The following is a 25,604-nucleotide window of genomic DNA, read 5'->3' as shown; positions in this document are numbered from 1 at the left end:
CATGGAAAACAACAAGGAAGTGCTGCTCGAAATCGAAAATTTGTACACGAATTTCTATACGTATCAAGGAGTTGTCAAGGCTCTTGATGGAATCAATTTCACTATCAAAAAGGGCGAGACTTTTGGTCTCGTAGGAGAGACAGGTTGTGGGAAAAGTGTGACGGCAAACTGCATTCTTCGTCTTATTCCATCACCTCCAGGTAAGATCGAGAAAGGCAATATATTTTTCATGATGCCTCCAGAAGTGAGGGAGAAACGACTCAATCTTCTCGAAAAGATTTCAAAAATACAATCTGCTGGCAATGAAAACGGTCAGAAAAAGGAACTAGAAGAAGCTAGGAAAGAGTTGGAAAAGATACGACGTGAATACGATCTCTTGGCGAAAAATATGGTCTACATGCAGAAGATCCGAGGCAAATATATCTCAATGATTTTTCAGGAACCAATGAGTGCGCTCAATCCGGTGTTTACCGCTGGTGAACAAATCGCAGAGAACATCTTGCTGCACGAGAAAGACGATCTAGTAAAGGCTGTTTTGAACAACATCGAAAACAACGCGCATGTGGATACTAAATCGGGATTGAAGGGAGTCATGCGCCTGGTAATGCCGTATTACAAATGGGTTTACAAAATGATGGCAATGAGGAAGAATGCGGTAGCACCTCGGATTTTGGCAAGAATCCCCATTTTAAGGCGATACCAAAAACTCGTCAAACAAGAGGCGCTACGTCGCGCTGAAGAAATGTTGAAAATCGTTAGAATTCCAGACCCTCAGAACGTAGCTCGTTCCTATCCTCATGAATTGAGTGGCGGGATGCAGCAACGTGTGACCATAGCGATGGCTCTAGCATGCAAACCGCGGTTGCTCATCGCGGATGAGCCAACAACAGCATTGGATGTCACTATACAAGCCCAGATACTAAAGCTCATGAAAGATCTGCAGAGAGAAACAGGAACGTCAATTTTGCTAATCACACACAACCTCGGTGTCGTCGCGGAAACTTGCGATCGGGTGGGCGTCATGTATGCTGGCGTGATGGCTGAAATTGGTGATGTCCGATCGATTTTTAAGGAGCCACTCCACCCATATACGCAAGGTTTGATGAACTCAATTCCAAAACTTACCACCGAAAATATAAGACTCGATATCATCCCAGGAAACGTTCCGAACCTGATCCATCCTCCTTTGGGATGCCGTTTTCATCCGCGCTGTCAATTTGCTATGGATGTTTGCAGGAAAGAAAAGCCACCCATGATTGAGGTGAGGCCAGAGCACTTTGTCGCGTGTCATTTATACACAAGGAGGGCGGGCTGATGGAAGAGTACCTCATCGAGGCTCGTGCGCTCAAGAAGCACTTTCCTATACGCGCTGGCGTTTTCAAGAGAACTGTCGGGACTGTGAAAGCAGTCGACGGAGTGAACATCGCAATTAAAAAGGGAGAAACGGTTGGACTCGTTGGCGAAAGTGGCTGCGGAAAGACAACAGCTGGAAGATGCATGCTCAACCTCATCCCTCCAACAGAGGGACATGTCTACTACCGCATGCCTGCGAATGAGAGAAAGAGGGTTATTGAGCTCGAAGAGAAAATCAATCATCTGGATGGCAAGAACCCTGAGGACGAAAAGGAAAGAGAAAAACTAGAGAATGAATTACTCGAAATACAACAAAACTATGCTCTTGATGCCAAAGACGAAGAGGAAATGAGAAAGCTTCGTCGATACATGCAGATAGTTTTCCAGGATCCCTTTTCCTCGCTAAATCCGAGGATGCTCATAAAAGACATCGTAGGCGAGCCTCTACTCGTACACGGCATCGCCAAAGGTGAAGAACTAATAAGACGCGTGACTGGACTCCTTGAAAGGGTTGGCTTAAACCCTGAACATCTTTATAGATATCCGCACGAATTCAGCGGTGGACAGAGGCAGCGTATAGGAATCGCAAGGGCATTTGCCCTCAACCCTGATTTTGTCGTACTTGATGAGCCTACGTCAGCACTTGATGTTTCGGTTCAGGCTCAGATTCTGAATCTTCTCAACGACTTGCAAGCAGAATACGGATTATCGTATCTATTCATATCACACGATCTAAGCACGATCAAGTACATGTGCGACACGATAAATGTGATGTATTTAGGAAAGATCGTCGAAACGGCGAGCAAAGAAGAACTGTTTAGAAAGCCACTCCATCCCTATACAGAAGCGCTTCTTTCGGTTATTCCTGTGCCAGATCCCGATCTCAGAAGAGACAGAATTATTTTAGCCGGCGACATTCCCAGCCCTGCAAATCCGCCATCTGGATGTAGGTTCCACACAAGATGCAGGTACCGAGAAGCCGTATGCGAGCAGAAAGAGCCACCTCTTGTCGACAACGGCGGTGGTCACCTCGTTGCCTGCCATTTCCGTTGAGAGAATTATGGCGAAGAAACGAGTTATCAGAGTGAAAGTCGAAGAAAAGAGTGACGAGGCATCACAGACGCATGAAGAGAAAGAGGTCCCGTGGGGTGTGTGGTTAAGAAAGACATACACGAAATACTGGTATGTTGTTAGCTGCATGTTTCTAGATTCTTTTCTCGCGCTTGAAATTGCGAGATCCTATGGCGATGTGCTTGGAGCATCTCCGATAGCAATCATATTGGTTGCGGTTGTCGCCGTTGAGGTTTTGCTCTATACGAAATTGTGGCCGCGTGAGGACAGACGCGAGTAAGCGGTATCTTCTTATTGATTCAGATAAAACACGAAGAATAAAACACGAGCCCTTTATCATATTGTTAATATAGCAAGAAAGCAACTAAGAATCATGTGTCCGCAGTGACGGTTTTCATTGCGTCATTCATCGCTGCTGTGCTTATTTTCATCGTTCTCCCTTCAATTGTTGCCTTGTACAGCTCTTCAACCCTAATGGATTTATGGTATGAGGACTCTTGGGTTGAAGCATTTGCATATGGTTCACTGGCTGTTGTCTCGGCGATTTTCTTCTCTTTCATAAATCTTGTAATTGATGCTGGGCCTCCCATCATCAGTATCAATATAACTGGTGGGATGGCTCCTCTCATTATATCTGCGTTCATCATAGCCCTGAGGAAAGTCAGGCTGCTCAACATATTGATGCTCATCCCACTCGTAGCGCTCATTTCATTCCTTCTGTCGCATGTCGAGCATGGAAAGGTGCTGATAGAGTTTCCCTACTGGCTAATTACTAGTGGTATCGCAGGCATTGGCAGTTTTTGCCTGGCAGAAAGTGGTGATATTGCTAGCGCAGCTTCGTCTGCTTATGTCTCCGCAAGTATCGGTTCATTTCTAGGAATCGATATACTATATCTCTTTGTCTTGGATCCACTGAAAATGAATGAATTTATAATGGGCGCCGGCGGTTTTCTCGATTATGTGTTTTTATCTGGTGTGATGGCAGTTGCGATTTTGTGTGCATTCTCATGGTCTCTTTCAGCTCTAATGAGAAGGAATAGTCGAATAGAAGGAATTTAGCAACGTGATTGCTTCTGACGATGCGAAAAAAAGAATCTAATCTTAAATCAATACTTTCTTTTACTTGAAAAACCATTCGGGTGCTCGGGGAAAGGTTGACTATTGTAAGCATGGATGACGTCGTAATGGCTCTAAAGAATACCCTTGGAAAGAAGGGGATGGCCGAGAACGATATTAAACGCCTCGCAGAATATTTGATGAGTTTCTTTGGTTACACAAATGAGGTCATCGATAACCGCCTTACCTCCGAAGACAGAGATGTTTTTTACATGCTTGAAGAAGAGGGGTTGCTGACAACCACTCAGGAAGAGGTTCACCTCAAGAAGGGAAAGCTATGGAGGATTCACTACTGGATTTTGAAAAGCGATCAAATCCTACGGCTGGCAAAGCAGTGTGAAGATTCGCATAAGAAACAAGACGACGGTTCTGCAATTTACGACCAGATCTCTGATGAGGTCTGGAGCCGCGAATGAAATTCTCGTGTTTGGTCAGAGAGCTTCATTAATCTTTTAATACTATTTAGACCTTTACGAGCCAGATGGTATAATGAATCCATACCTCATCGCACTTGTAATCCTCATTGTTTATTTTCTCATACTTTATGTATTGAACAGGCTCGGCGCGTTTTCCAAGTACGGACTCAAACTTGTTGGACCAATAATCATGTGGAAGACCACCAGGGGAAAGAAATTGATAGAGAATCTGTCAAAGCCTAGATCGTTTTGGCGGGCTTACAGTCTTGTCGCCAAGGGCATTTGTTTTGGTGGCATGATCTTCATTATGGCGCTGCTCATTTGGGAAGCTACAATTGTTTCAAGAATACCGGCTGAGAAAGCACCGGGTCCGGAACTCCTGCTTGGAATTCCAGGTATTAACCCAATAATTCCACTCGGATACGGGATTGTTGGGCTTATCGTGGCAATCGTTGTTCATGAGTTCGCGCATGGAATCTTAACGAGGGTAGGCGGCATCTCATTGAAGTCCCTCGGTTTAATTTTTCTTGTAATTCCTCTTGGAGCATTTGTTGAGCCAGACGAAGAAGAACTTGCAAAAAGTGAGAAGAAAAAGAAAACGAGCGTTTATGCGGTAGGTCCCGCATCGAATATTGTACTTGCATTCATCTGCGCATTGATATTTTCATCAGTATTGGTAACCTCTGCGGTTCCCGAAAGACCGAGCCCAATCATTACCAGCGTGACTGAGGACAGTCCTGCGTATCACGCGGGGCTTAAATTTGGAACACAGATCATAAAAATAGGAGAGAAGGATATCAAAGATCTGTCTGACATACAAAATATCAGCGGCTTTGAACCAGGTCAAACCATTAATGTGCAATACTATTACGCAGGGGAATTGTTAAATGTCGAGGTGACCGCAGGTGTTGTCGTAACGATGACAGCGCCTGGGTTACCCGCCGAGAACTCTGGGATAAAACCAGGAATGATCATTGCTTCGATTAATGATACAATCATTCACAACCAGCGCGAATTCATGAACGCAATGGCGTTGACAAAACCGAACCAAACGGTGAATATCACAGTGCTTGCTTATTATGATGAAACTGGTGAGTACGAGGTATTTGAAGAAATAAGAAGTGTCAAGCTAGCGAGCAAGCTTGAATACTATCAAAGAGTGGCGCCAGAACTCATCGGTCCCGAATTTCAAGACATAGGATATCTAGGCGTCAACACAGCGTTTTTTGGTGCTTCTGCTAATTCACCTGATGTGGTATTGCGGAGACTCGCTCATCCTTTTGCTGGCGTCAACAGCTTTGGAAGCATGATATCCTCTGCCCTCTCATATATTGCGCTGCCGTTTTCGGGTCTAGCGCCAATAAGATCACCACTTTCGGAGCTCTTCATACCTAGCGGAATTCTGGCAGTTATTCCGGCGGATATCTTTTGGGTGATGGCTAACTGTATGTACTGGATATTTTGGATCAATCTTATGGTTGGACTTACAAACGTGTTGCCTGCCGTGCCGCTCGACGGGGGATATCTGTTCAGAGACTGGTTGGATTCATTTGTCAAGGCGCTGAAAAAAGATTCAACGGAAAAGGAGCGCGAGAAATACATAGCGACGATCACATATGCGCTGGCACTTACCGTGCTTGCGCTTATTCTCTGGCAGCTTATCGGACCGCGAATTACTTGAGCCTCTGGAAACTATTATTCCCTCCTGGGAAGGACATAACCAATACACTGAAGTGCAACGAGTTGCACCTCGGGCAAAGTTCTGGGTCAAAAGATTTGAAATTTGAAAACAGTTCGTAAATTTCTCCACATTCCCTGCATCTTCTGTAAATGGGAAAAAGTGGTTTGAAATCTTCGCAATAGTCAACGATTTCCTCCCTATCATGGAGGCATACATCGATCCAACAGTTATCACAGAGGCTTCTCCGACTTAAATTAACACAAAGATGCTGACCGACCCTCACTCTCGCCATGACACATTACCTCGTGCCCTCGAGTTCTTTTTTTCGCTTCTAGTATTTGAATTTTGTACAATGAACATAAAGATGTTCATTACAAAAATGAATTCTTTTCAAGGCATTGTTTACAACGAGAAAGATAAAAAGAAAAAGAAACTTTATACAACAAAAACTGGAAGGTGGGACGGTATAAATCACACTATTTCATTTCTCATCCTTTCCTTCAGCTCGCCGATCTTCCCTTTGTTCCAGCTGCTTGTTTTCGAAAAGAATCCTGTTACCCTTGTGATTCCTTCTACATCAGGGGATGAGCAATACGGGCATGTTGACCTCAGTCCTCTGCTAGTTTTTCCACAGCTCAGGCAGGATGTGAACTCAGGGCTAAATGCGATCTGGGCATTCTGCGTATTCTCAAAGGTCTTCTTAACAAATGCCGCAATGCTTTCAGCCGGCGGCTTGTGTTCTCCGAGCCATACATGCGTGAGTGCACCTGCTTCAATAATTGGGTGGAATAGACCTTCTGTTTTTACCCTTTCAATTGCGCTTACTGGCGCACCTACATTGAGATATGTGGAATTGGTATAGTAGATCTCCCCTGTGCCTTTATTGCCTCTAATAACAGTCGGTGCCTGTAGCGGGTAGTATTTCATGTCGAGCCTCGCGAAACGATAGGCTGTGCTTTCGGCGGGCGTTTGTTCTAGGGGCATTCTTATGCCGAGTTCAGATGAAAGACGATCAGCCTCTGTCTTCATCGCCGCAATAACCTTCAATCCAAACCGCAAGGCATCTTTTGATTCGTGCATCTGCTCGCCAGTGTGGTATTGCACCATTTCGTTAAGGCCGACCATGCCCACAAGGTATGAAGCCTTTTCAAGCCTGAAATACGGTTCACCATCGAGTTTCATGGTGAGCAGGGCTAGAGGACCATGTTTGCCCATGTTTAGGAGTTTCGTGATAAACTCTCTCTTTTGAAGGTGTGCTTGCGCGACGAGTTCTATCCGCTCTCTCAATATCTCAAACAGCTTCTCGTCGTCCTGATGCGCTTCGTAGGCTATCCTAGGTAAATTGATCGTGACATTCTGCATCGCTGAGTACCTCATTTTCCACGGCGTCTTTGCGTCTTCAAGATCGTTCCTATCCAGTTTAAATGCAAGCCTACAGCATTCGCTGATCTTGGCAGTGTTGCCCCTGTCGAAAACGAAGTAAGTATTTCCTTTCTCAGAGGCAACATGGGAAATCTTCCATAGAAATTCTTCGTGCCCATCTGTTGAAAAGAACTTCTCAGTCATGTGGACGTTGGGTTTCGGGAAGAAGAAAGGACGCCCAAGTGCATCTCCCTCAAGATAAACATCGAAGAGTGCCATCACGAACCTCTGGCTTTCTTTGATGTAATCCTCGTAATTCTGGCCCGTGAATTCTCCCTTTGGACCTATGGCAGGAACCCCAACAAAGTGGTCAGGTATCTCCCAATAGAGATTAAGGTCGCTGAAGATCGACTGTCCGCCCCTCGCGACTGCCTGCTGGGCAAATTCAAAAATGAGTATCTGGGCCAACTGCTTCATCCTGACATCATCCACGTTCTCGAGGTAGGGGGCGAGAAAGATGTTCACCGCATCCCAGCCGATTGCACCAGCAAAATGCCCTTGTAAAGCCGCTGAGAATTTTATTATCTGCTCTATAAGAACCTCCGGGTGTTTTGCCGGCTTTGCGATTGAGATTGCATTGGGCAGGTTGAGGCCAAATTTCTTCACATATTCTATTGACTGTCCGCTGCAGTAGGGTCTATCGATCATGCCAAGGTCGTGAAGGTGGATGTCTCCCCTCATGTGCGCGTCCGCTAGCTCCTGTGAGAAAACCTCCAGGAGCGCGAATTCCTTCTTAATTCGCTCTGCAAGTGTAAGATTCGTTGCTTCTGGCCCATGAGGAACGTTGGCGTTCTCCTTGTTTGGATTCATGATGATCTGTCTTGTATCATACAGGGGCACTCCGAGTCTGGTATGCTGTTTTCGGATCTTCGCAAGCCCATATTCAACAAGTTTAGCATTCGTCAGTTCCCTGATCAATGGGGCTGTGATGACATCCAAATCAAGACTCATGATTAATTTTTCCACTTCACGAGCTACAATAGATGCAGCGTCTTCGCTGATCGTTGTCTCGCGAATTAACGCTTCGTAAATTTTGCTGCGGTCCCATTTCTTAATCTCCTCATCTGACGTCCTAACAAATAAGGAAAGCTCTGTCGATTCCTTTTCGTCGGAGTAGACCTCGCCAGGTTCGCGAAGATACTCTATAGCTTTCATATTATCACACTTCTCAAAAGTGATGCATTGATATTCTGCATCCCATTACAAGGCAACTAACACTATTTCCACGACCGCTTAAAGGGATTTTGGAACGTGAATTGGTAACTAATTAACGCTATAGAAAACATAATTATTTATCAAGTCTGTTACCATATCTGTGATCAATTGTTCCATCCAGAGGAAGATTTGAGACGGACCATCTACGAAATTCTGAGTAAAGAGGGCAAATCGATCAGCGCGCTTTCGAAAGAGCTTGAAAAGAAAGGGTTCAAACTCCATAGGCTAGTTCTTACAGGATATCTTAAGGCATTGGCTGATTTGAGACATCTGAAGGAATGCGAAGTTCCACCTGCAAAGCTGTATGTACCGGTCAAATCAGTAGAAAAAGACATTTACGAAATTATCGGTGAAAAGGCGCGGCTCATTGGAAGTGGGGAGACTTCGGATGCAATAATACTTTACTCATTGTGCAGGCTCTTCAAGAGACCGATTTTTCAAGAAGAATTGAGAAGAGCAGGCGTAACGGATAAGCCCATCGGGAGACTTGCTACTCAAGATGAAAAGCAAGAAGCAAAAAAGATACTCTCTCAAGCAGGATGGAAAATTCCAGATAGCATGAAAGCATTCGTCCTTGAAGACGAGAAATACGAAGAAGCTTATGAGGAGATCCTAAGGATGATCGTCCTCGAAGATTACAATGCTCAGCATATGGTCAGGGAGACTACCCAACTGAAATTATTCATGTAAGTGCGTGAGAAAAGAATTCTCAAGCTCCAGATAATATCGATTTTCATATAGACAACGATCGAAGTATTGATGTGGAAAATATTAACCAATATAGGAATATACCCATACGCATGAATCTCGATGCTCTTGTTGAGGACATCAGAAATCATCCCGGTGTTACTAGGAAGCGCACGATATCAGATGTTCTGCACTTTTTCCCGAAGATCGAGCAAAAGAATATACTGGCTTCGTGGGGGGAAGACGCTGCTGTCATCGAATTCGGTGATTATGTTCTATTACTTGCAGCCGATGGTATAATGGAACCTCTGATGAAGACTAATCCATACTTTGCTGGTTACTATTCCGTCCTCGTAAATATTCACGACATTCTCGCCATGGGCGGAATTCCGCTTGCCATGGTTGACGTCATATCAATGAAAGAGGAGAAGATCTGCGCCCAGGTGATGAGGGGCGTTGAATCGGCGGTGAAAAAATTCGGAGTGCCGATGGTAGGAGGACATACACATCCAGACTGTGATTACCATGCGATTGATGTGGCCATCCTGGGAACAGCGGGAAGGGAAGATGTGATTTACAGCCACACAGCGGAAGTAGATGATGATATCATTTTCGCAATGGATCTTGATGGGTATTTCCCAGATAGACTACCCTATGCCTGGGATACCACCTCGAAGAAAAGCGAGGAGTTTGTGAGACGGCAAATGAAAATAATGAATGAAATCGGCAGAAAGCGTCTTGCGAATTCTGGTAAAGATATGAGCAATCCAGGTTCGCTGGGAACCCTAGGTATGCTTTTGGAGACCAGTTGCAAGGGGGGCTACGTCGACATAGCCCTCATACCGAAACCGGATGGTGTAAATCTCAGCCAGTGGCTTAAAGCATACCAGGGATTTGGATTTGTGCTTACAGCTCCCAGCTCAAATTCTGAAGAGATTATTGAACTCTTTAAAACGGTTGATGTGGATGCAGCTGTTGTAGGCAAAGTTGATTCAGGCAACAAATTGGTCATAAAGCAGCGAAATGAGAGCGCTACGCTTTTTGACTTCAGCAAGGACGTCATTGCGGGCTGCAGAGTATTCCCCCACTCCGGGCAGAGTCACAAAAGACCATGACGAAGTGCTAGGCCACAGGGGTTGCCGCCCAGTTCGATGAGGATTGTCCAAACACCTTCTCGGTCCCGTCTCCCCTCGAGCGTCGGTAGTTCATGGTAAAGCTGCTCCCGTCAGGGCCTAACTCGGTCCCCATGATTAGGGCAAAGGACGCAGCCCTCCAGCTGCATCGCAATGCCGCCGCCGACCCCGAGGAACAGAACCTCATCGTCAGTGTAAGGGTCCTCACCGTTCTGGTTACGACGTCCCCTGCTGTCACCCCCGCTATCGACGATTTCGGTGTATAAGGGCACGCCGAACGCCCCGGTCAAGCCTAGCGAATTTCCATTAACTCATATCAATATTTATATCTATTTGATGAGAATGCAACAGAAGAGATTTTTTGGACAGAAAATTTCAGTGTATAGGTATTTGAAATTTCATTGAATTAGTAATCTTTATTTCTCTTGAAAGTTAATTTAACCATCAAGGGGGGTGTTTTTACGAAAGGTGAAGAAACTGCAATAGTATTCATCGAGTTCCAAAACGACTTCTGCAAGCCTGGTGGAGGCTTGTATGAGGCCGTCAAGGAACAGCTCAAGAAGCAGCGAACCATTGAAAATGCCGCCGATTGCATTAAAAAAGCCCGTGGCAAGTGTCTCACAGTATTGTGTCCCATACTCTTTGAACAAGACTACCGCGATGCTGGCTGTGCTGGTGTGCTCGGACCGATTCATCAGAATGCCGCGAAGGCAAAGGCATTTAGAAAAGGGACATGGGGCGGAGAGATCATTGATGAGTTGAAGCCTACAGATCAAGACATCGTCGTCGAGGGGAAAAGAACGCTCGATGCGTTTCACTCGAGCAATATAGACTTTGTTTTGCGGGTAAACGGCATCAAGAATGTGGCGTTTGCTGGCTTTTTGACAAACGTATGCGTTGAGGGCACCGCAAGATCTGCTTATGACAAGGGATACAAAGTATTTCTTCTCAAAGATTGCACATGTGCGATGTCTGAAGAAGAACAGAAATACGTTGAGACTAAATTCTTCCCGCTCATTGGCGAGGTTCTCACTCACGACGAGTTTTTGAAAAGACTCGAATAAATTTTCTCTACTTTTTTTTAACCTTTTTTTTGATTTTCTTAATTCTCATCGTCTAGAAAATCTCGTGAGAAATTTGTATTTCGGCTCTCAAAATGACACCATCAAGATTACTCTTTATTTAGAAAAGAAGCTTGAAGTGCCGGCAGGCCAGTGATGCTAGCTCAGAAGATCGGTTCTGATTTTGCATGATTTCTTTATTCGCTTGCCCATTGCCTCAGCTTTTCAATTGTAACTTTCCCACAGAGCGCCTTCCCAGTCCTTTCATTATAAAAGGCTGGAACGCCTAAATCACCACCACATGCTTTCGAAATAACTTCAGCATACTTTCTCATCAGCCGTGCATTATCTTCGTCGTGCCATACTTCAAGTTCTTCTATTTCGATACCAAGCTCATCCTTAAGGAGTTTTACCAGAGGTCTCACAGCTCTGCAGTGAGGACATTCGCGACCGTAAAACCATATCAACCGATTGCCAACTTGCTCTCCCATGATACCTACCTCCTAACAAATAACCCGCACCAACATTCTCCATCTTCCCTCCAACGTTCCTGAGACTTAAAGTTGCACGGGCATATGAGTTTTAAATCCGCTTCCATACGTCCTGTAGTAATCCGGCAGGGGCAATATCTAAACCCGTATTTTTCCATATTCTGGAGCTCACCTCTTGCCAAAAGGATTACATCCTCCGTCTTTTCGCTCACTTTGAAATCCTGCCCTTCTGCAAATTTTGACCAAATGGAAATAAGATCCTCAACTGTATCGAATTTCTTTTGAAACTGATTGATGATCCCGATTGCCTCTGGCGTATCGATCTCACAGAATGCATTCTTTGCTCGGCATGTGGGACAAATTTCGGGTGGTTTTAGGCCGTAATGGATATCATTACATACACAACAGCGCCAAAGTCTCTTTTCAGCCATTTCTCATCGAATGTCAATACGAATCCTGAAGATTATAAAATGATTGTTTGAAAGGGATATTCATTTAACACATAAAGGAACAGCTTCATCCAGATATCAAAGCAACCGCAAAATTAATAAACCCAAATTCTTACTTCCCCCTCATGCCTGAGGGACTTTCAACTAATGCGGAAAAGGTCTTCAAAGCGATGAAGGATGCTGGTATCATCGGCGAAGAAAAGATGACAGATGCTCAAAGAATAACGAATATGTCGAAACTGCCGAAGGCTCAGTGCCTCGCAGCTCTTCAAGAACTAGAAAAGAAAGGATACGTGAAGAGGCGGGCACGAGAAAAATCAGCTGGATATTACCTCATTAAAACACAGTAATCTGGCTGAGAATAATCACTGTTCCGATCAACGCTGAATTTGTTGGCACTTGTCCGCCAGTATGTTTCTTCTCGCTTTCACTGGAAAGGCGAATTTATTTTATCACTTTTCACCGAGGTGTCATTTTTTTATGAAATACTTAACAGCGAAGCAATGGTCTTGTTTTTCATCAAGGACAACTATCCAAAGACATTTTTCAAGGCGATGTGTTGACCCTCAATCATGGACACAATTCAATGATGAACCCTAGACAAATCAAATCGATTCAAGTCTCAATTTAGGAAGCTCTGTCTCAAAATGCTTAAAACCATTTCAGCACATTCCCATTATATGGATTTATCTGCCATTGTTTACGCTTCAACACTCTTATTCTTCATCTTCGATCCCTTCGCCAGCCTGCCTATATTCATAAGCCTTACAAAGGATTTTAGCGACGAAGAAAAAATCAGGAGTGCTAACCGCGCAGTACTCGTTGCGGGGATACTTTTCGTCATTTTCGTTCTCGTCGGCAGGGAACTTCTCGCCTTTTTCGGCGTGACAACCTCTGGATTTAGAATTGCTGGCGGTCTGGTTCTACTTCTTATGTCCCTTGAAATTATCTTCGGGATGAATATTACAAGGATAAGTAACCAAAATGTTGCATGGGTTATCATTGCAACTCCGATTCTAACAGGACCCGGCGTTATCACTACGGCGATAATTTTATCGACAAACTATGGATACTTGATTCCGCTCATAGGCGGGCTCTTTGCATTGCTCGTCACTTGGATTTTGCTTCACAACGCTGTGCTGATTACGAGGATCGTTGGTAATAACGTGATTGAGATTATGTCAAAGATCATCGGGCTTCTCATCGCTGCCATCGGAATTGAATACATCATGAAAGGTAGCTATGAGTTCATCTCTGGCTTGCTTCATCTGGTACTCTTATGAATAGAACGATTCGGTGCATCGATCTTGCGGTGGTAGGATAGTGGCAGTCAAAATCATTATCTGCCGACGGTGGTTCTAGTATACTCCTATTCGACCTGCACCCAAAAAACCATTTGCTCTTCCAATCTAATTCATATTGGATAATGTGATATGAATACGGATCAGCAGCGCCTGTGGGACAAATGCTACCGTACCTCCCTGAGATTGTGGAAGGGTTTCGAGGAGTTTCCAGTGAAACTCTTGGGAAACGAAAGGGTCCTTGAAATCGGATGTGGCGACGGCAAGACGATAAGTGCGGTAGAGAGGGAAAATAGCTTTTTGGTAGGAGTGGATTTTTCATTTGAGGCATTGCGCACGTGCAGAGCGAGATTTTCGGGAAACCATAAGTTGCATTTTGTCCAGGCAGACGCCGTCTCTCTACCATTTCGGGACAAATCCTTTGACCTAGTGATCTCATTCCACCTTTTTGAGCACCTCAAGAGTGACGAAAGGCAAGCCGTTATCTCCGAAGTCAAAAGAATTCTCGTTGAAAATGGTATTTTCCTTTTTAGGGCCTTGTCCACCCACGATCTGCGTTATGGCTCGGGAAAGGAGATAGAGAAGAATACTTTTCTTAAAGGTAGCGGTATGACGGTTCATTTTTTTGATGAAAATGAGGTGTTGGAACTCCTCGAAGGAATGATTATTGAGCGCTTGTCGAAAATTGACAAGAAGAAAAGGTACGGTGAGGCCGAAGTAAGAAGGTCTTATATCGAAGCAGTCGCGAAAAAACCCGCTCAAACGTTTGACTCACGAGGCTGAAAATAGTTGTGTAGTTTTAGGGGTGTGTGGAGAAGTGTCGGGAAAATGCGTTCATATATTCTCAGAAGCCGTAAGCATCCAATCTAGCTCCCTTTAAACGATAAACCTAAGGTATATTTTAGAAAAATTTTTAAAATCCTCTTATTAGAATAATAATTAATTATGAATATGGTAGGCGCTTGTGGAAACGACTGTTCGGACTGCTTCCACTACGGTGCCTCCTGCGATGGTTGCCTCAACGAGATGACACTTTCTTATGCATACATGTGCGAAGTGTACCAGTGCGTCTTACGGAAGCGAGTAAAGCGATGCACAGAATGCAGCGAATTCAAGAGTTGTGCCAAGAACTCGGAAAGCAGAATGCTGTGTCCCCTGCTGATAGAAAAGTTTACCCGGTCGAACTCGTGCCGAGTCGACATTCCTGACTCGGCACATTGAACAATGCAAAGAGCTGATATTGTTATTCAAAATTCGCGTGAATGGTTGAATGCGGTCTCGAAACAATTCGTTGCAAAATAAAAGGCACGCAATCATTAATTTTGAGATTTTTCGCATGGTCAGTGAATTTACAAGGATCAATGTGAATACAAGTAATAAGATAGAAATTTCGTTAATGTTTATCTAACATGTCCTTCATTTTTCTTCACGATGGATCATGAAGATGGTTCTTTTTGTATGTGTAGGAAACAGTTTCAGGAGTCAAGTGGCCGAGGCTTACTTCAACACATATGCTCCTCCTGGATGGAAAGCCATAAGCGCAGGCATCATGCCCGAGGAGAACGTCCATCCAAACGCGATTGCCTTGATGCGGGAAGAGGGCATCGACATATCACAGAAGAAGCCCCAGGGTCTCTCTGAGAGGTTACAAGAAACGGCCGATATGGCCATACTCGTCTGCAGTGGCGACTACTGCCCGGTGCTCCATACGAGAGAAGTTGAAAAGTGGCCTATGCCAGATCCTCACTTCATGCCGCTGGATGAGGCAAGGAAAGTAAGGGACGAAATAAAAAGAAAAGTCATGGAATTGGTGAGCAGACTTTCGAGGCACTGACGACAGTCCTTCATAATTCACGTGCATCACTTTCCGAAAATCCTCTGCTTGGAGGGAAGTTGTTGATAGAGCTACTTGCGTAATTAATTGAAATTAGCATTACTCATCCGAAAGTTCGCTCGCATTCGAATTGGTTGGATCTAAAACCACTGATGGTAGCAATCGCTTTATTCAGCTTTCACTTCCTTAATGAACAAATTGATATCCGTGATCGGGACGCCATTTTCGTCGCAAATTCTCTGCTTTGCCGGGGGATTTTTGAGGTAAAATGGGATTCTCTGCCCGATTCTATCTTGGAACGTGGGAGCCAGTTCGTTCTTGTAGAAGATACCAATCGGAATCCTGTCGCCCCATTCTCTTGCCTTTTCCATCGCTGCCACGATCTTTACAAATTTCTCATCCTCGTTTCTGACGACTGGATCGTACCCTGTTTCCTCAAGCCTGTAGATTCTAGGCTTGGAAATACCTGTATCAGGGTCTTTTCGATCGATGCCCTCATACCAGTCTTTTGTATTTACATCGTTGTAGGTGGGACATGGCTGCAGAATATCTAGAAAGGCAAGACCCTTATGCTCAACTGCCTGCTTTATCAAATCCTTCAAGTGCTTGGTGTGGAATGCGTAACCTCTCGCGACAAAAGTGTATCCCGAAGACAGAGCGATCATTATGGGATTGATCCCTTCATTGATGTTTTCCCGAGGAATGGACTTCACTTTCAACCCGAATTTGAGGGTCGGAGATGCTTGGCCCTTGGTTAGTCCGTAGACGCCATTGTCATGTATCATGTAGACCATATCTATGTTTCTTCGACCCGCATTGACAAAATGTCCAACTCCGATGCCGAGACCGTCGCCATCGCCACCAACAGCGATAACTTCCAAATCAGGATTTGAGATCTTGATGCCCTGCGCAAACGGTAGAGTTCTTCCGTGTAGGGTATGAACTCCGTAGGCCTTCACGAAATGTGGCAATTTCCCCGAACAACCTATTCCTGAAACGAACACCACCTGGTGCGGTTCCAAGCCGAGCTCAGACAAGGCCACTTGAACAGCGGCAAGTATCGCATGATTGCCGCAACCAGGACACCAGTCGACAAAAACATCAGTTTTGTAATCCTGCCACTTAAGCGCCATGTGTCAACACCTGCCTTTTCGGTGCTTTTCCAACCAACACAAATTTTACGGCATCGTAGACTTCCGTCACCGTCATCGGCCTGCCATTAAACTTGACGATCTCGTAGTCATGCAGTATCCCCGTTTTTTCCCTGATGATACCGCCGAGCTGGCCTGAGTAGTTCATTTCGATATCGATCACGTGCTTGGCATTGCCCATTATCTCAACAATCTCATTTACAGGAAGTGGATGAACTAAGCGAACTTGAAGGAAACCGATATTGAAGCCTTCCTTGATCAATTCGCCTACTGCCTCTACAATCGCCCCTTTGGGAGATCCCCAGCTGACAATGATGTTCTCCGCACCTGCTTTACCAAAATAGTTGATTTTCTCGCTCGAGGGAATTTCTTTGAGGACTGTATTGAGCTTTTTCATGCGTTTCTCCATCATGAGCGTCCTGTTTAGGGGTTCCTCGCTGATGTGTCCTAACTCATTATGCTCGTCTCCCGTATACCAGTGGACTCCACCCTTCATACCGAGATACGCCCTTGGAGAAACTCCTGTTTCGTTGAAAGCAAAGCGTTTATAGCTGCCTTTTGATAACATTTCCTCGCTCACCACGCTGCCGCGGTTGATCCTTATTTGCTTAGTATCAAATACCTTGAGCGTCTGAAAGCTGTTTGCAAGCGCCTTGTCGATGAGGTGAATCACCGGAAGCTGGAACATTTCCGCATAGTTAAATGCATTAACGGCGTCGTAGAAGCACTCGCTGATGTCGCCAGAAGCGAGGACAATTCTCGGAAATTCGCCGTGTCCCCCGTGTATTGCAAATCTTAAATCATCTTGACCGTGTCGGGTTGGTAGACCGGTGGAGGGGGCACCGCGTTGGTAATATGTGATTACGAGAGGTACTTCATTCATTCCAGCCCACGAGAGCCCCTCAACCATCAAGGAAAAACCTGGTCCAGATGTTGATGTCGCTGCTCGTACACCTGTAAGAGCTGCTCCTGACGCCATGTTTACAGCTGCAATCTCGTCCTCTGTCTGGACAACGACAACGCCGGCATTCAATCCGCTTTCCTTTGTTTCCAAGATTTCATGGGCCTCTATGAATTCGCTTTCGTCCGCGGCAGGTGTGATGGGGTAGTAGGTCTGAACACGGCATCCCCCTAACACTTTTCCGATTGCCACAGCTTGATTACCAGAAAGAAGCACCCTCTCTTCCTGTGCACTCTTTTCGATTTTCAATGGAAATGGAAAGGTGCGAAAATTCATTTGCGCATAACTGTACGCAATTTCGAGAGCCCGCACATTCATATCAATGAGCTTACTCTTTTCTGAAAAAATCGACACCAATGCTTTTTTTACCGTATTGATTTCATACCCTAAAATCCCAAAAGAAAGCCCGACTGTGACAACATTAATCATCCTATTGAGCTTCGCCGTCTTTTCGAGGTTGAGTGAATCGGCAACCTGGTAGAGAAGATCTGTATAGGCAACCGGAAAAACATGAATTCCCTTTCTACCAGCATAATTGAGAAGATCTTGAAGTGTCTCCCCTATTTCATTCTTCTCCATGAATTGCGAAAAATTCGATTTGAACTCGAGTGGCAGAGAAGGTATTTCTAAAATTCTCGTATTCAGCTGCCTGCTGTCGACTATGATTCCCCCTTCCTGTACGACCTCAGTTACATGCCTTACGACGGTTTCTGCATCGAATGCAGCGAGCAGATCGACTTCGTCCACATTAGCCGATATTTCTTTTTCAGACACCCTCAGATGAAAGTAGCTGTGCATGCCCTTGATGTTTGAATGATATTCTCTTCTTCCATAAACATGTAAGCCTCCTATGGCACACGCTTTCCCGAGAATATTCGCTGCGGTATCTACGCCGCTTCCTTGAGGGCCCCCTGCCATCCAGTTAAATCCTGCATCCATATGAAAATCAACTCCAGAAGAGCTTTCGAAATATTCATCCACCAGTTGCTTTGTCGAGGCCGATACAGCATTCGCAGCCACATGATTCACCGCAGTAAGGGCACACGCATGCGCACTGGTTTATCGGTCGCCCACAGAATTGACAAATTAGTTCGAGTTCCTCAACAAACATTTCAATCATTGATTTTCAACGGACTGAAAAGGAATTAAAGTTTGCGTTATCAAATGAACTTAACAATCCTCATCCGTTTAAATCAAAATTTCAAAATTTTTTAAAGAATTTGTTACGAGGTATTATTTTGTGAATTCAAATGGAAACGCCTCTTAGCCATATATGGCAATTCTTAAATTTTTCGAATATTTTTACTATTTGTCTCGGGCTATCATTTCCGAGATTTCCAAAGGATCCTGAAGAGATCCCTAAGAAAGAAATGGTGGGGGACCATGGAAGAATTGCTTGGCATTGTGCTGTTTATGACTGGGCTAGCCATTGGTGCATTGGCTTCGATTCTTTTCTATCGGAAGAAAATATCACTAGCTGAAGAAAAAGGAAGATCAGAAGCACGATTGTTAGTTGCCGAGGAAATTGCCAAATTGAGTGAACGCTTGAATCAAAAAGAGCAACAAATTATCGAATTGAAAAATCTTGAAGATCAGAGAAACGAGCTTCTCCAGGAAAATAGTAAATTAAGGGAACAGATTGAATCAGAAAGGAAAATCGCGAATGAAAAACTTGCTCTACTAGAAGATGCAAAACAAAAATTGTCTGATACTTTCAAAGCACTTTCCTCACGAGCTCTCGAAGAAAACAGCCAGTTCTTTCTAAATACTGCCAAGGAAGTACTGGAAAAGTATCATGAAATTGCGAAGTGTGATCTCGAGTCAAAAAAACAAGCAATCGATGTGCTCGTAAAACCTATCGAAGAAGCATTGAAGAAAGTTGATGAGAAGCTCCAGCAAATTGAAACAAATAGAGCTCAACAATACGGTATGCTAAACAACGGAATACAGAAGCTCGCAGAAGCCCAATTGCGCTTGCAATCCGAAACGTCAAAACTCGTGAACGCCCTTAAGATCCCCAGTGTAAGAGGCAGATGGGGCGAAATGCAACTGCGGCGAGTTGTTGAGCTAGCTGGCATGGTCGAACATTGTGATTTTGACGAGCAGGCATCGGTAGTGACGAACGAAGATGGAATGATGCGACCAGATATGGTGATCTATCTTCCAAATAATCACATTATTGTAGTCGACTCAAAGGCTCCGCTGAACGCTTACTTAGAGGCCATCGAAGCCCCAGATGAAGATAAGCGAAGGGAATGTCTTGAAAAGCACTGCAAAGAAGTAAGATCACGAATCGCCTCTCTCTCTAATAGAGCTTATTGGAAGCAGTTTGAGAAGAGTCCCGAGTTTGTTATCCTCTTCCTTCCAGGCGAAATGTTCCTGAGTGCTGCCCTGATGTTCGATCCAGATCTAATCGAATACTCTATTTCGCAAAAAGTGATTATAGCGACGCCGACCATACTGATCGCCGTGCTGTTGGCCGTCGCACAAGGGTGGCAGGAACATCGCATGGAAGAGCATGCAATCGAGGTCGGAAGATTGGGAAAGGAGCTTTACGAGAGAATCGGAAATTTTGTTGAAAACTTCGCTGAAATCGGAAAAGGATTGGATAAGATGATCAAGAGCTACAATCAAGCAGTCGGATCGTTGGAGAGCAGGGTGCTCGTCACAACCAGACGATTGAAAGAGCTCGAAGTCGCTATACAAGAGGATATCGTTTTACCAGATCGGATCGAAAGAGAAGTCAGAAAGATTTCATTCGAAGACGGAGAGGACGCTTAACGAATCTGCCTGAATGAACTTTCGGATTGGCGGTGTTCCCGTATGGTCGACATCTGATCGATGTGATGTGAGGAGCGACGATAACAATAATGTAATATGGGAATGCAAGAAACGTTTTTTGCATATACTCTCTCTTTCAATTTTCATCAACTGGCATTAGTTGGTTCAATTGCGCTCTTCGATGTTCAGTCTTTTGACAGGGAAGGCGATGTGAGCTCTTTTGATTATGAATGAATTGTCGATATTTTCAGCCATTTTCTCAGCCATTTCAAAGGGTAAGGCCATGCACATCATCTCTGGAGGGAACCATGCATTGCCGGTTGGATCAACAGGACCTACGAAGGCTGCATTTTTCGGAGCTCTTTCCGCCAAACCAGCTGCATAAGTTATCATGGTAGCACATGAAGGGCCACCAGGCATGATTGCAGAGTAGAAAATATCTTCAAAAGAATATTGGATAAGTCCTCCGAGATTCCTTATCGATTCAGCATTGCCTATTAGAACGAAAGATAGGACATCCTGATCCTTCTGCAGCTGATCCCAACCAGCGATGTTAAGGTACTTAAATGGAAGAACTATCCTTCCTGGTGCTCTAAAGAAACGTTCAGCTGCTTCGGGTGAGGGCTTGAGGTATTCAGCTTCCCCACGTCTGAATTCGGGCGTACCTGTAGAAATAAAAAACTTGATCATCGGTGAGAAGTCACTCACACCACACCAAGCCTGAGCGCCGGGACACATGCCGTCTTTTGCCTCAGGTCCGAAGAATAGCGGAGAAGTCTCCTTTTCTATTGAAAGTTTGTAAACCGCTCTTGCCAAGCACCTATCTATCCTCGATGACTGAACAGATCCTTCCATTCGCTCGTCACTTCCAAATACACATACCGCGCGTCCTGGTAGCCTTGCCGCCTCCGTCAACCTTCTTCCAATCGCTTTCGCATCCATATATCTAACCTACCTCCCATCAAATGTATGTATGTCTTACTTTAGTTATTAAGTCAATCATTACAATGATCAATTTGGATCTTGACAAGATTATATAAAGTAAAAAGAATCGTATTCGAGAGATCAATACTTGAACTCCTGCTTAATCGAACGCATTCAGCCATGATTTTTCTTGGCTAGAGTTTTTGTTTTCGAAATGAGAACAATAATCATAAAAACTAACAAAATGATGGCAATCGCCCACATCGTCGTCACAACGATTTGATTTGCGCTTTGCTTCACCGCAATGCCCACAAATGCCCATATTGCCACGAGTGCGAAAGCTATGTCCTTCCTCCGAATCAAGACCATAGATACTATCAGCAGCGCAATTATCCCGATCAGTATGGCCCAAACATCAAATGCTATTCCGAATCCATCCCAATCTATAGACACTAATGTTGCCGAAAAGTTTGCAATGGTGGCAATGGTAATCCATCCAAGATAAACGCTGAATGGAAGATGAAATGCAATCCTTTCTTTTAACGAGACCACTAATTTTCCTATATCGAGTCGAAGGTAAATCCATATCAAAGTTGTAAGTAACAAGAACATTACAACAACTGAATAAACAAGATATTCAAATTGCCACAAGAATAGCCAGACGACGTTAAGCATACTGCTTGCAAAGAAAAGAAGACCGATTCTCTCCCTAAATTCCGAGAATCGAGGGTTTGGTAACGACTGAAAGAGTACGAAGATTCCGAGCAATATGTAAATTATTCCCCATATGGAGAAGACGTAACCCGCTGGCGTGATTAATGTTGGATTTGCATCAGAAATCTCGGCAGTGCTTTTGCCTCCGATCATTGTGGTGCTTCCTGCTATGGCGTTCACAACAATCATAATGACGAATGCCATCAGGTTTAACCATTTCAAATACTCATTTTTGAATGCACTCATTCATACCAATAGATCAATTGGTTTCATCAAATATATAAACAGTTGTCGAAAGCACTCAAAAAAACAAAGGAAATTTCCCGAAGCTTGTTTAACTTTCCTCATCTTCGTTCTTCATCTACAAGAAAAACTGGGTTTGGTTCTAAACGCTTAGAATCAAGACTTTTTAGTTCTTCAAACTTTTTTCTATCCCGCATCCTGACCTTTTGTTTCAATAATATGAATTCCTCCTCTAGTTCTTCTCTCCTTATTGAAATAGTCTTCTCGATGCTGATATGCTCAATTTTAGAAGCGTCAAAGGCATAACCTCTCCTGCGCGCTTCCAAATAGATTTGAAACAGATACGCATTAATCAGGTCAATGGGCTTTTCATACCGCCTGAATATTGTGAGCTGTGGGTGATTGGCATAACCCTTGGTTTTGCCTTCTAATACCTTCCTTGCCAAGAGACCCTCTCTCCAAACGGCGACTAGACCCTTGCAATCTAGATATTTTGGATGGAGCAACCAGAGCCTCATTATAACCTCGATGGATTTGAAGGCAAATTTCCATCTTAAATCTGTCTGCGATGAGTATTTGTACGACAAGAAAATAAGCTCCCATTCCCCAGTCTAAACGACCTCTGCCGATCCTTCATGAATCGCCAGTTCTTTAAACGAATGAAGGAAATTTTGCCATGCGATTCAAGAATGGGAATTCATTTTGCGACCTGTTACTCATTTTGGGCCCAGAGAAAGAAGTCAAAAGTCATTGTATGATCCTTCATTCGTTTGCTAGTCGCATTGCAGAGAAGATTGTGATAGACACACGACACACGCGGATTTTTTTGACTTCCAGCTACCACTTTCCGCCTGCGCCCCCACCACCAGAGCGGCCTCCACCCAAACGGCCTCCGCCGCCCCAACCACCTGAGCGACCTCCACCTGAATGACCTCCACCACCTCTCCCAGAACCTCGGCCAAGAACTGGGATAAAAACGCCGAAAAGAATGAAAACGATTATGACCCATATAGGTATTCCGAAGATTTCCCAGTCCCAAAACGATGTCGAAGGCGAATCCGATGCATCGTCGCTTTCATAGTAGTAATATCCTCTCACCTGGAGGTTATTAGGCTCGCTGCTCGGCGGAATGAGTTGACCGAGTGCGACTACTGTATCGTAAAGACCTTCTCCGTAGTTTCCCTCCTGAAAGGCCGGTACAAGATAATCCTGAGCGATGAGGTAGGATTGTATATCAGTTATGTAGCCTTCTAAACCGTATCCGACCTCGATGCGCCATTCATGCTCCTCCATTGCAACTAAAACCAGAACGCCGTTATCTTTACCTGCTTTGCCAATGCCTGTCTGAGTACCACCGTAGACCTCAAGCGGTTCCTCGTTGAATATATAAATTCCCAGGTGAACTATGTCGTTGATTTCCGCGCCCGAGCTGTCTTTTATGCCGTGCCCGTAAAGCGAAGGGAAAACGCAGACCACGATCTCTGCTGAAGTTTCGGCGTCAATATCGAGTGCGTAACTCTCAATGCTTTCGACCCACTCAGATTCAATGATGTAGGAATTGGACGGCCGGAGTGCACACGAGCCAAATGGCGATATTAGTGCTATAAGAAAAATCGCAACGAAGGATATGGCACTAGCTCGTCCAAACAAAAATCTCACCAGTCTAAAGGTTTACTGGGGGTACTTCAGTCGAGGCGATTTCCGCCTCGAAATAAGGTCTGACGGTAAAACCCCAACCTGCAGACCACAGATTTGCTGGGAATGATTGGATAGCAGTATTGTAGTCGCGTACTGCTTCATTGAAGCGCATGCGCTCTGTTGATATGCGGTTCTCTGTGCCTTCGAGGGATATCATCAATGAGATGACTACATCTGACGCCCAAAGTTCAGGATACGCCTCGATGGTAACAATCAAATTTCGTATCCCCGTTTCTATCTGAGCAGTTGCATTATTGACCTCGTCGATATCGTCGGTAGCTAAGGCATTCATCCATTGGCTACGCAATGCGGTGATATTTTCCAGGATAGATCCTTCGTATTCAATATAAGCACTGGCCGCACTCACAAGGTTAGGTATCAAATCGTATCTACGCTGAAGCTCTTGTTCCACTTGGGCCCACTTTTCGTCAACAGCAGCGTTCAAGGCCACAAGTCTGTTATAAGTTGAAAAATAAATTGCCGCAAAGCTCCCAAGTGTTATAATGGTAATTATGGCGATTACTATAATAGCGGTTCTTATTTTCATCAAAGTCCCTTTTTGGTTGTAACGAAGCTACGTTATTTAAAAATTGTCCAGACCAACGATTGCGAACTAGGTTGAAAAACTCGCGATCCCAGGCTCCTAAAGCAGGCATGTGGACTTCTGAAATAAACGAACGCTATTATGAAGACGCGTATCGGGCATTTCGCATAAAATCAAATCTATGCATTTACAATTCAAATTTTGAATATGCCCAGATGCAAACGATTTCACAATTCTTAAGTCCGTTCCTATTTTCACAATACTTCATAAATTCCAAAATTTCGGATCCGTATCGCAGGCAGAAACTTGTCCGTTTTTTCAACATCCCCAGCAACCGCTGCGTAGAATGCTTTTCGAGCTCTAATACAACCAACATTTTGTCATTGCTGACCTCTAAGGCATCTACTATCTCATAGGGTTTATTTTTCGGATCGGTCACCTTCTTGATGAGTATCTTCGCCTTCAGATTTCGTATTTTCCTGGCTGCTTACGCCGTGTTTTGCTCGCTCGATCATTATGCAAACGCCATACACCACACTGATACCATTTTCTTTGCAAAATTCAATTGCCTTATCAGATTCTGAGCCTGGCTGCATCCACACCCTCGTAATTCCGAGCTTCTTACAAGTCTCCACTATATGATCTGTTATTTTCGGAGGGACCACAGTATTGACGACATCAGGTTTCACGGGCAATGTTTCCAAGCTTGGGTAACACTTATCGCCTAGAATTTTATCCGCGTGAGGATTTACAGCAAATACTTTATAACCAGCATTCTTAAGATCCTTATATACTTGATAACCATACTTCTGAGGATCACGGCTGGCCCCAATCACAGCAAATGTATTTCCCCTGTCCAAAAGAACTTTGATCAGTTCTTCATTCATCAGCATTACTCCACCGCTATTTTCAATGATGCTTTTATGAGAAAACATTTTATGAAGGTTATGGTGGCTAATTGAAAAATCATTGCATAGAGAAATGGAACCACAATAGTCTGAGTATTTCTCAGGGCATGCAAATTGAGAAGAATGGAATAGTTGGAAAGAGTGAACAACAGAATTATCCTTTTCTTGACTAGCGAGGTCAAGCATCACCACGAAACCGTTATGGCTCTTTGCGGGCACGTTTGTACGCATTTGCCGCATCTTGTGCACAGATCTAGCCAGACTGCAGTGATTTGCCAATGCTGAGGGTCGTAGGGATTATCTTCTTTGAAACCAATGACAGGGTGCCTGATGAAAACGGCTGGATCACATACGAGTAGACATTTACTGCATGAACGTGGATCTATCCCGCCGCTTGCATTTCCACATTTTGAATAATCGATTTCTATTCTTGTCTTACCCATGAAACCC

Annotated in this window: 28 protein-coding genes and 1 other RNA gene; 14 read left to right on the top strand and 15 right to left on the bottom strand. The window is 44.4% G+C overall.

Going from position 1 to position 25,604, the window contains the following annotated elements:
* Nucleotide 1: 1 nt before the first annotated feature.
* From QW087_03260 to QW087_03250, 3 genes are read left to right on the top strand one after another with little or no spacing between them, the layout of a single operon-like run.
* Complete coding sequence (locus tag QW087_03260) at nucleotides 2–1,315, top strand: ABC transporter ATP-binding protein (GenBank protein ID MEM2943740.1); 1,314 nt, start codon at nucleotides 2–4, stop codon at nucleotides 1,313–1,315.
* Nucleotides 1,315–2,406: an ATP-binding cassette domain-containing protein gene (locus QW087_03255; protein ID MEM2943739.1), complete on the top strand. Its 1,092-nt coding sequence runs from the start codon at nucleotides 1,315–1,317 to the stop codon at nucleotides 2,404–2,406. The genes QW087_03260 and QW087_03255 overlap by 1 nt, the downstream gene beginning before the upstream one ends.
* The gene (locus tag QW087_03250) at nucleotides 2,387–2,704 is read left to right on the top strand and encodes a hypothetical protein (protein MEM2943738.1); all 318 of its coding nucleotides are present in this window, start codon (nucleotides 2,387–2,389) and stop codon (nucleotides 2,702–2,704) included. Before QW087_03255 ends, QW087_03250 begins: the two co-directional genes overlap by 20 nt.
* A gap of 91 nt (nucleotides 2,705–2,795) precedes the next feature.
* On the opposite strand, the gene QW087_03245 is transcribed toward QW087_03250, so the two are convergent.
* Nucleotides 2,796–3,053, bottom strand: coding sequence for a hypothetical protein (locus QW087_03245; protein ID MEM2943737.1), 258 nt, complete (start codon nucleotides 3,051–3,053; stop codon nucleotides 2,796–2,798).
* Here QW087_03245 and QW087_03240 point away from each other — a divergent pair.
* The 3 genes from QW087_03240 to QW087_03230 all read left to right on the top strand — a co-directional run bounded on the left by QW087_03240 (nucleotide 3,040) and on the right by QW087_03230 (nucleotide 5,637).
* Entirely contained in the window at nucleotides 3,040–3,483 is a 444-nt protein-coding gene (locus QW087_03240) for a DUF1614 domain-containing protein (GenBank protein ID MEM2943736.1), read from the top strand. The genes QW087_03245 and QW087_03240 overlap by 14 nt on opposite strands.
* Before the next feature lie 110 nt (nucleotides 3,484–3,593).
* Nucleotides 3,594–3,956, top strand: a complete 363-nt coding sequence (locus QW087_03235; protein ID MEM2943735.1) for a DUF6015 family protein — start codon at nucleotides 3,594–3,596, stop codon at nucleotides 3,954–3,956.
* Between the two features lie 73 nt (nucleotides 3,957–4,029).
* Nucleotides 4,030–5,637 (top strand): site-2 protease family protein, encoded by a 1,608-nt coding sequence (locus QW087_03230; protein ID MEM2943734.1) that lies wholly within the window; start codon nucleotides 4,030–4,032, stop codon nucleotides 5,635–5,637.
* Nucleotides 5,638–6,108: 471 nt separating this feature from the next.
* Here QW087_03230 and nrdD read toward each other — a convergent pair whose 3' ends face one another.
* Nucleotides 6,109–8,214 carry an anaerobic ribonucleoside-triphosphate reductase gene (nrdD, locus tag QW087_03225; GenBank protein ID MEM2943733.1) on the bottom strand — a complete coding sequence of 702 codons (2,106 nt, stop codon included), beginning with the start codon at nucleotides 8,212–8,214 and terminating at the stop codon, nucleotides 6,109–6,111.
* Nucleotides 8,215–8,403: 189 nt separating this feature from the next.
* On the opposite strand from nrdD, the gene QW087_03220 reads away from it, so the two are divergent.
* Both QW087_03220 and QW087_03215 read left to right on the top strand, forming a co-directional pair.
* Nucleotides 8,404–8,964, top strand: a complete 561-nt coding sequence (locus tag QW087_03220; GenBank protein MEM2943732.1) for a hypothetical protein — start codon at nucleotides 8,404–8,406, stop codon at nucleotides 8,962–8,964.
* Between the two features lie 110 nt (nucleotides 8,965–9,074).
* Nucleotides 9,075–10,076, top strand: coding sequence for a methanogenesis marker 2 protein (locus QW087_03215; protein MEM2943731.1), 1,002 nt, complete (start codon nucleotides 9,075–9,077; stop codon nucleotides 10,074–10,076).
* Nucleotides 10,077–10,081: 5 nt separating this feature from the next.
* Here the strand turns inward: QW087_03215 and ffs are convergent.
* Nucleotides 10,082–10,392, bottom strand: an RNA gene (ffs, locus tag QW087_03210) — signal recognition particle sRNA.
* Nucleotides 10,393–10,519: 127 nt separating this feature from the next.
* Between ffs and QW087_03205 the strand changes: the two genes are divergently transcribed.
* Nucleotides 10,520–11,158, top strand: a complete 639-nt coding sequence (locus QW087_03205; protein ID MEM2943730.1) for a cysteine hydrolase — start codon at nucleotides 10,520–10,522, stop codon at nucleotides 11,156–11,158.
* Nucleotides 11,159–11,352: 194 nt separating this feature from the next.
* Here QW087_03205 and QW087_03200 read toward each other — a convergent pair whose 3' ends face one another.
* Both QW087_03200 and QW087_03195 read right to left on the bottom strand, forming a co-directional pair.
* Nucleotides 11,353–11,646: a hypothetical protein gene (locus QW087_03200; GenBank protein MEM2943729.1), complete on the bottom strand. Its 294-nt coding sequence runs from the start codon at nucleotides 11,644–11,646 to the stop codon at nucleotides 11,353–11,355.
* A gap of 5 nt (nucleotides 11,647–11,651) precedes the next feature.
* The gene (locus tag QW087_03195; GenBank protein MEM2943728.1) at nucleotides 11,652–12,077 is read right to left on the bottom strand and encodes a ferredoxin-thioredoxin reductase catalytic domain-containing protein; all 426 of its coding nucleotides are present in this window, start codon (nucleotides 12,075–12,077) and stop codon (nucleotides 11,652–11,654) included.
* 143 nt (nucleotides 12,078–12,220) lie between these two features.
* Between QW087_03195 and QW087_03190 the strand changes: the two genes are divergently transcribed.
* The 4 genes from QW087_03190 (at nucleotide 12,221) to QW087_03175 (ending at nucleotide 15,230) form a co-directional block, all read left to right on the top strand.
* Entirely contained in the window at nucleotides 12,221–12,445 is a 225-nt protein-coding gene (locus tag QW087_03190; protein ID MEM2943727.1) for a hypothetical protein, read from the top strand.
* Between the two features lie 330 nt (nucleotides 12,446–12,775).
* Nucleotides 12,776–13,378, top strand: a complete 603-nt coding sequence (locus QW087_03185; GenBank protein ID MEM2943726.1) for a MarC family protein — start codon at nucleotides 12,776–12,778, stop codon at nucleotides 13,376–13,378.
* A gap of 150 nt (nucleotides 13,379–13,528) precedes the next feature.
* Nucleotides 13,529–14,179: a class I SAM-dependent methyltransferase gene (locus tag QW087_03180; GenBank protein ID MEM2943725.1), complete on the top strand. Its 651-nt coding sequence runs from the start codon at nucleotides 13,529–13,531 to the stop codon at nucleotides 14,177–14,179.
* Between the two features lie 655 nt (nucleotides 14,180–14,834).
* A complete protein-coding gene (locus QW087_03175; protein MEM2943724.1) occupies nucleotides 14,835–15,230 on the top strand; it encodes an arsenate reductase ArsC in 396 nt (131 codons plus the stop codon).
* Nucleotides 15,231–15,397: 167 nt separating this feature from the next.
* Here QW087_03175 and QW087_03170 read toward each other — a convergent pair whose 3' ends face one another.
* From QW087_03170 to QW087_03160, 3 genes are read right to left on the bottom strand one after another with little or no spacing between them, the layout of a single operon-like run.
* A complete protein-coding gene (locus QW087_03170; protein ID MEM2943723.1) occupies nucleotides 15,398–16,363 on the bottom strand; it encodes a 2-oxoacid:ferredoxin oxidoreductase subunit beta in 966 nt (321 codons plus the stop codon).
* Nucleotides 16,353–18,362, bottom strand: coding sequence for a 2-oxoacid:ferredoxin oxidoreductase subunit alpha (locus tag QW087_03165; GenBank protein ID MEM2943722.1), 2,010 nt, complete (start codon nucleotides 18,360–18,362; stop codon nucleotides 16,353–16,355). Before QW087_03165 ends, QW087_03170 begins: the two co-directional genes overlap by 11 nt.
* On the bottom strand, nucleotides 18,316–18,462 hold the full coding sequence (locus QW087_03160) for a hypothetical protein (protein MEM2943721.1): 147 nt from the start codon (nucleotides 18,460–18,462) through the stop codon (nucleotides 18,316–18,318). The genes QW087_03165 and QW087_03160 overlap by 47 nt, the downstream gene beginning before the upstream one ends.
* 263 nt (nucleotides 18,463–18,725) lie before the next feature.
* Here QW087_03160 and rmuC point away from each other — a divergent pair, with 263 nt between their 5' ends.
* A complete protein-coding gene (rmuC, locus tag QW087_03155) occupies nucleotides 18,726–20,123 on the top strand; it encodes a DNA recombination protein RmuC (GenBank protein ID MEM2943720.1) in 1,398 nt (465 codons plus the stop codon).
* A gap of 165 nt (nucleotides 20,124–20,288) precedes the next feature.
* On the opposite strand, the gene QW087_03150 is transcribed toward rmuC, so the two are convergent.
* From QW087_03150 to QW087_03120, 7 genes are all read right to left on the bottom strand, one after another.
* Nucleotides 20,289–21,065, bottom strand: a complete 777-nt coding sequence (locus QW087_03150) for a DUF169 domain-containing protein (GenBank protein MEM2943719.1) — start codon at nucleotides 21,063–21,065, stop codon at nucleotides 20,289–20,291.
* Nucleotides 21,066–21,221: 156 nt separating this feature from the next.
* The gene (locus QW087_03145) at nucleotides 21,222–21,965 is read right to left on the bottom strand and encodes a hypothetical protein (protein MEM2943718.1); all 744 of its coding nucleotides are present in this window, start codon (nucleotides 21,963–21,965) and stop codon (nucleotides 21,222–21,224) included.
* 140 nt (nucleotides 21,966–22,105) lie between these two features.
* Nucleotides 22,106–22,522, bottom strand: a complete 417-nt coding sequence (locus QW087_03140) for a pyrimidine dimer DNA glycosylase/endonuclease V (protein MEM2943717.1) — start codon at nucleotides 22,520–22,522, stop codon at nucleotides 22,106–22,108.
* A 319-nt stretch (nucleotides 22,523–22,841) separates the two neighbouring features.
* Nucleotides 22,842–23,654 carry a TPM domain-containing protein gene (locus QW087_03135; protein ID MEM2943716.1) on the bottom strand — a complete coding sequence of 271 codons (813 nt, stop codon included), beginning with the start codon at nucleotides 23,652–23,654 and terminating at the stop codon, nucleotides 22,842–22,844.
* Nucleotides 23,655–23,667: 13 nt separating this feature from the next.
* The gene (locus QW087_03130) at nucleotides 23,668–24,249 is read right to left on the bottom strand and encodes a LemA family protein (protein MEM2943715.1); all 582 of its coding nucleotides are present in this window, start codon (nucleotides 24,247–24,249) and stop codon (nucleotides 23,668–23,670) included.
* 416 nt (nucleotides 24,250–24,665) lie between these two features.
* Entirely contained in the window at nucleotides 24,666–25,133 is a 468-nt protein-coding gene (locus QW087_03125) for a CoA-binding protein (GenBank protein MEM2943714.1), read from the bottom strand.
* Nucleotides 25,134–25,339: 206 nt separating this feature from the next.
* Nucleotides 25,340–25,597, bottom strand: a complete 258-nt coding sequence (locus QW087_03120) for a 4Fe-4S binding protein (GenBank protein ID MEM2943713.1) — start codon at nucleotides 25,595–25,597, stop codon at nucleotides 25,340–25,342.
* Between the last annotated feature and the right edge of the window lie 7 nt (nucleotides 25,598–25,604).

Source organism: Methanomassiliicoccales archaeon, from assembly GCA_038850735.1.
In the GTDB taxonomy this organism is placed as follows: Archaea; Thermoplasmatota; Thermoplasmata; order Methanomassiliicoccales; family JACIVX01; genus JACIVX01.
This window is presented reverse-complemented; position numbering and strand designations above follow the sequence as displayed.

Coding starts and splice junctions, on each gene's coding strand:
- QW087_03140 (MEM2943717.1), bottom strand. CDS start 22,522: ATGAGGCTCTGGTTGCTCCATCCAAAATATCTAGATTGCAAGGGTCTA.
- QW087_03255 (MEM2943739.1), top strand. CDS start 1,315: ATGGAAGAGTACCTCATCGAGGCTCGTGCGCTCAAGAAGCACTTTCCT.
- QW087_03150 (MEM2943719.1), bottom strand. CDS start 21,065: ATGGATGCGAAAGCGATTGGAAGAAGGTTGACGGAGGCGGCAAGGCTA.
- QW087_03245 (MEM2943737.1), bottom strand. CDS start 3,053: ATGAGAGGAGCCATCCCACCAGTTATATTGATACTGATGATGGGAGGC.
- QW087_03145 (MEM2943718.1), bottom strand. CDS start 21,965: ATGGCATTCGTCATTATGATTGTTGTGAACGCCATAGCAGGAAGCACC.
- QW087_03190 (MEM2943727.1), top strand. CDS start 12,221: ATGCCTGAGGGACTTTCAACTAATGCGGAAAAGGTCTTCAAAGCGATG.
- rmuC (MEM2943720.1), top strand. CDS start 18,726: ATGGAAGAATTGCTTGGCATTGTGCTGTTTATGACTGGGCTAGCCATT.
- QW087_03175 (MEM2943724.1), top strand. CDS start 14,835: ATGAAGATGGTTCTTTTTGTATGTGTAGGAAACAGTTTCAGGAGTCAA.
- QW087_03180 (MEM2943725.1), top strand. CDS start 13,529: ATGAATACGGATCAGCAGCGCCTGTGGGACAAATGCTACCGTACCTCC.
- QW087_03130 (MEM2943715.1), bottom strand. CDS start 24,249: ATGAAAATAAGAACCGCTATTATAGTAATCGCCATAATTACCATTATA.
- QW087_03120 (MEM2943713.1), bottom strand. CDS start 25,597: ATGGGTAAGACAAGAATAGAAATCGATTATTCAAAATGTGGAAATGCA.
- QW087_03240 (MEM2943736.1), top strand. CDS start 3,040: ATGGCTCCTCTCATTATATCTGCGTTCATCATAGCCCTGAGGAAAGTC.
- QW087_03170 (MEM2943723.1), bottom strand. CDS start 16,363: ATGGCGCTTAAGTGGCAGGATTACAAAACTGATGTTTTTGTCGACTGG.
- QW087_03230 (MEM2943734.1), top strand. CDS start 4,030: ATGAATCCATACCTCATCGCACTTGTAATCCTCATTGTTTATTTTCTC.
- QW087_03235 (MEM2943735.1), top strand. CDS start 3,594: ATGGATGACGTCGTAATGGCTCTAAAGAATACCCTTGGAAAGAAGGGG.
- QW087_03195 (MEM2943728.1), bottom strand. CDS start 12,077: ATGGCTGAAAAGAGACTTTGGCGCTGTTGTGTATGTAATGATATCCAT.
- QW087_03200 (MEM2943729.1), bottom strand. CDS start 11,646: ATGGGAGAGCAAGTTGGCAATCGGTTGATATGGTTTTACGGTCGCGAA.
- nrdD (MEM2943733.1), bottom strand. CDS start 8,214: ATGAAAGCTATAGAGTATCTTCGCGAACCTGGCGAGGTCTACTCCGAC.
- QW087_03160 (MEM2943721.1), bottom strand. CDS start 18,462: ATGATTGAAATGTTTGTTGAGGAACTCGAACTAATTTGTCAATTCTGT.
- QW087_03125 (MEM2943714.1), bottom strand. CDS start 25,133: ATGAATGAAGAACTGATCAAAGTTCTTTTGGACAGGGGAAATACATTT.
- QW087_03260 (MEM2943740.1), top strand. CDS start 2: ATGGAAAACAACAAGGAAGTGCTGCTCGAAATCGAAAATTTGTACACG.
- QW087_03185 (MEM2943726.1), top strand. CDS start 12,776: ATGGATTTATCTGCCATTGTTTACGCTTCAACACTCTTATTCTTCATC.
- QW087_03215 (MEM2943731.1), top strand. CDS start 9,075: ATGAATCTCGATGCTCTTGTTGAGGACATCAGAAATCATCCCGGTGTT.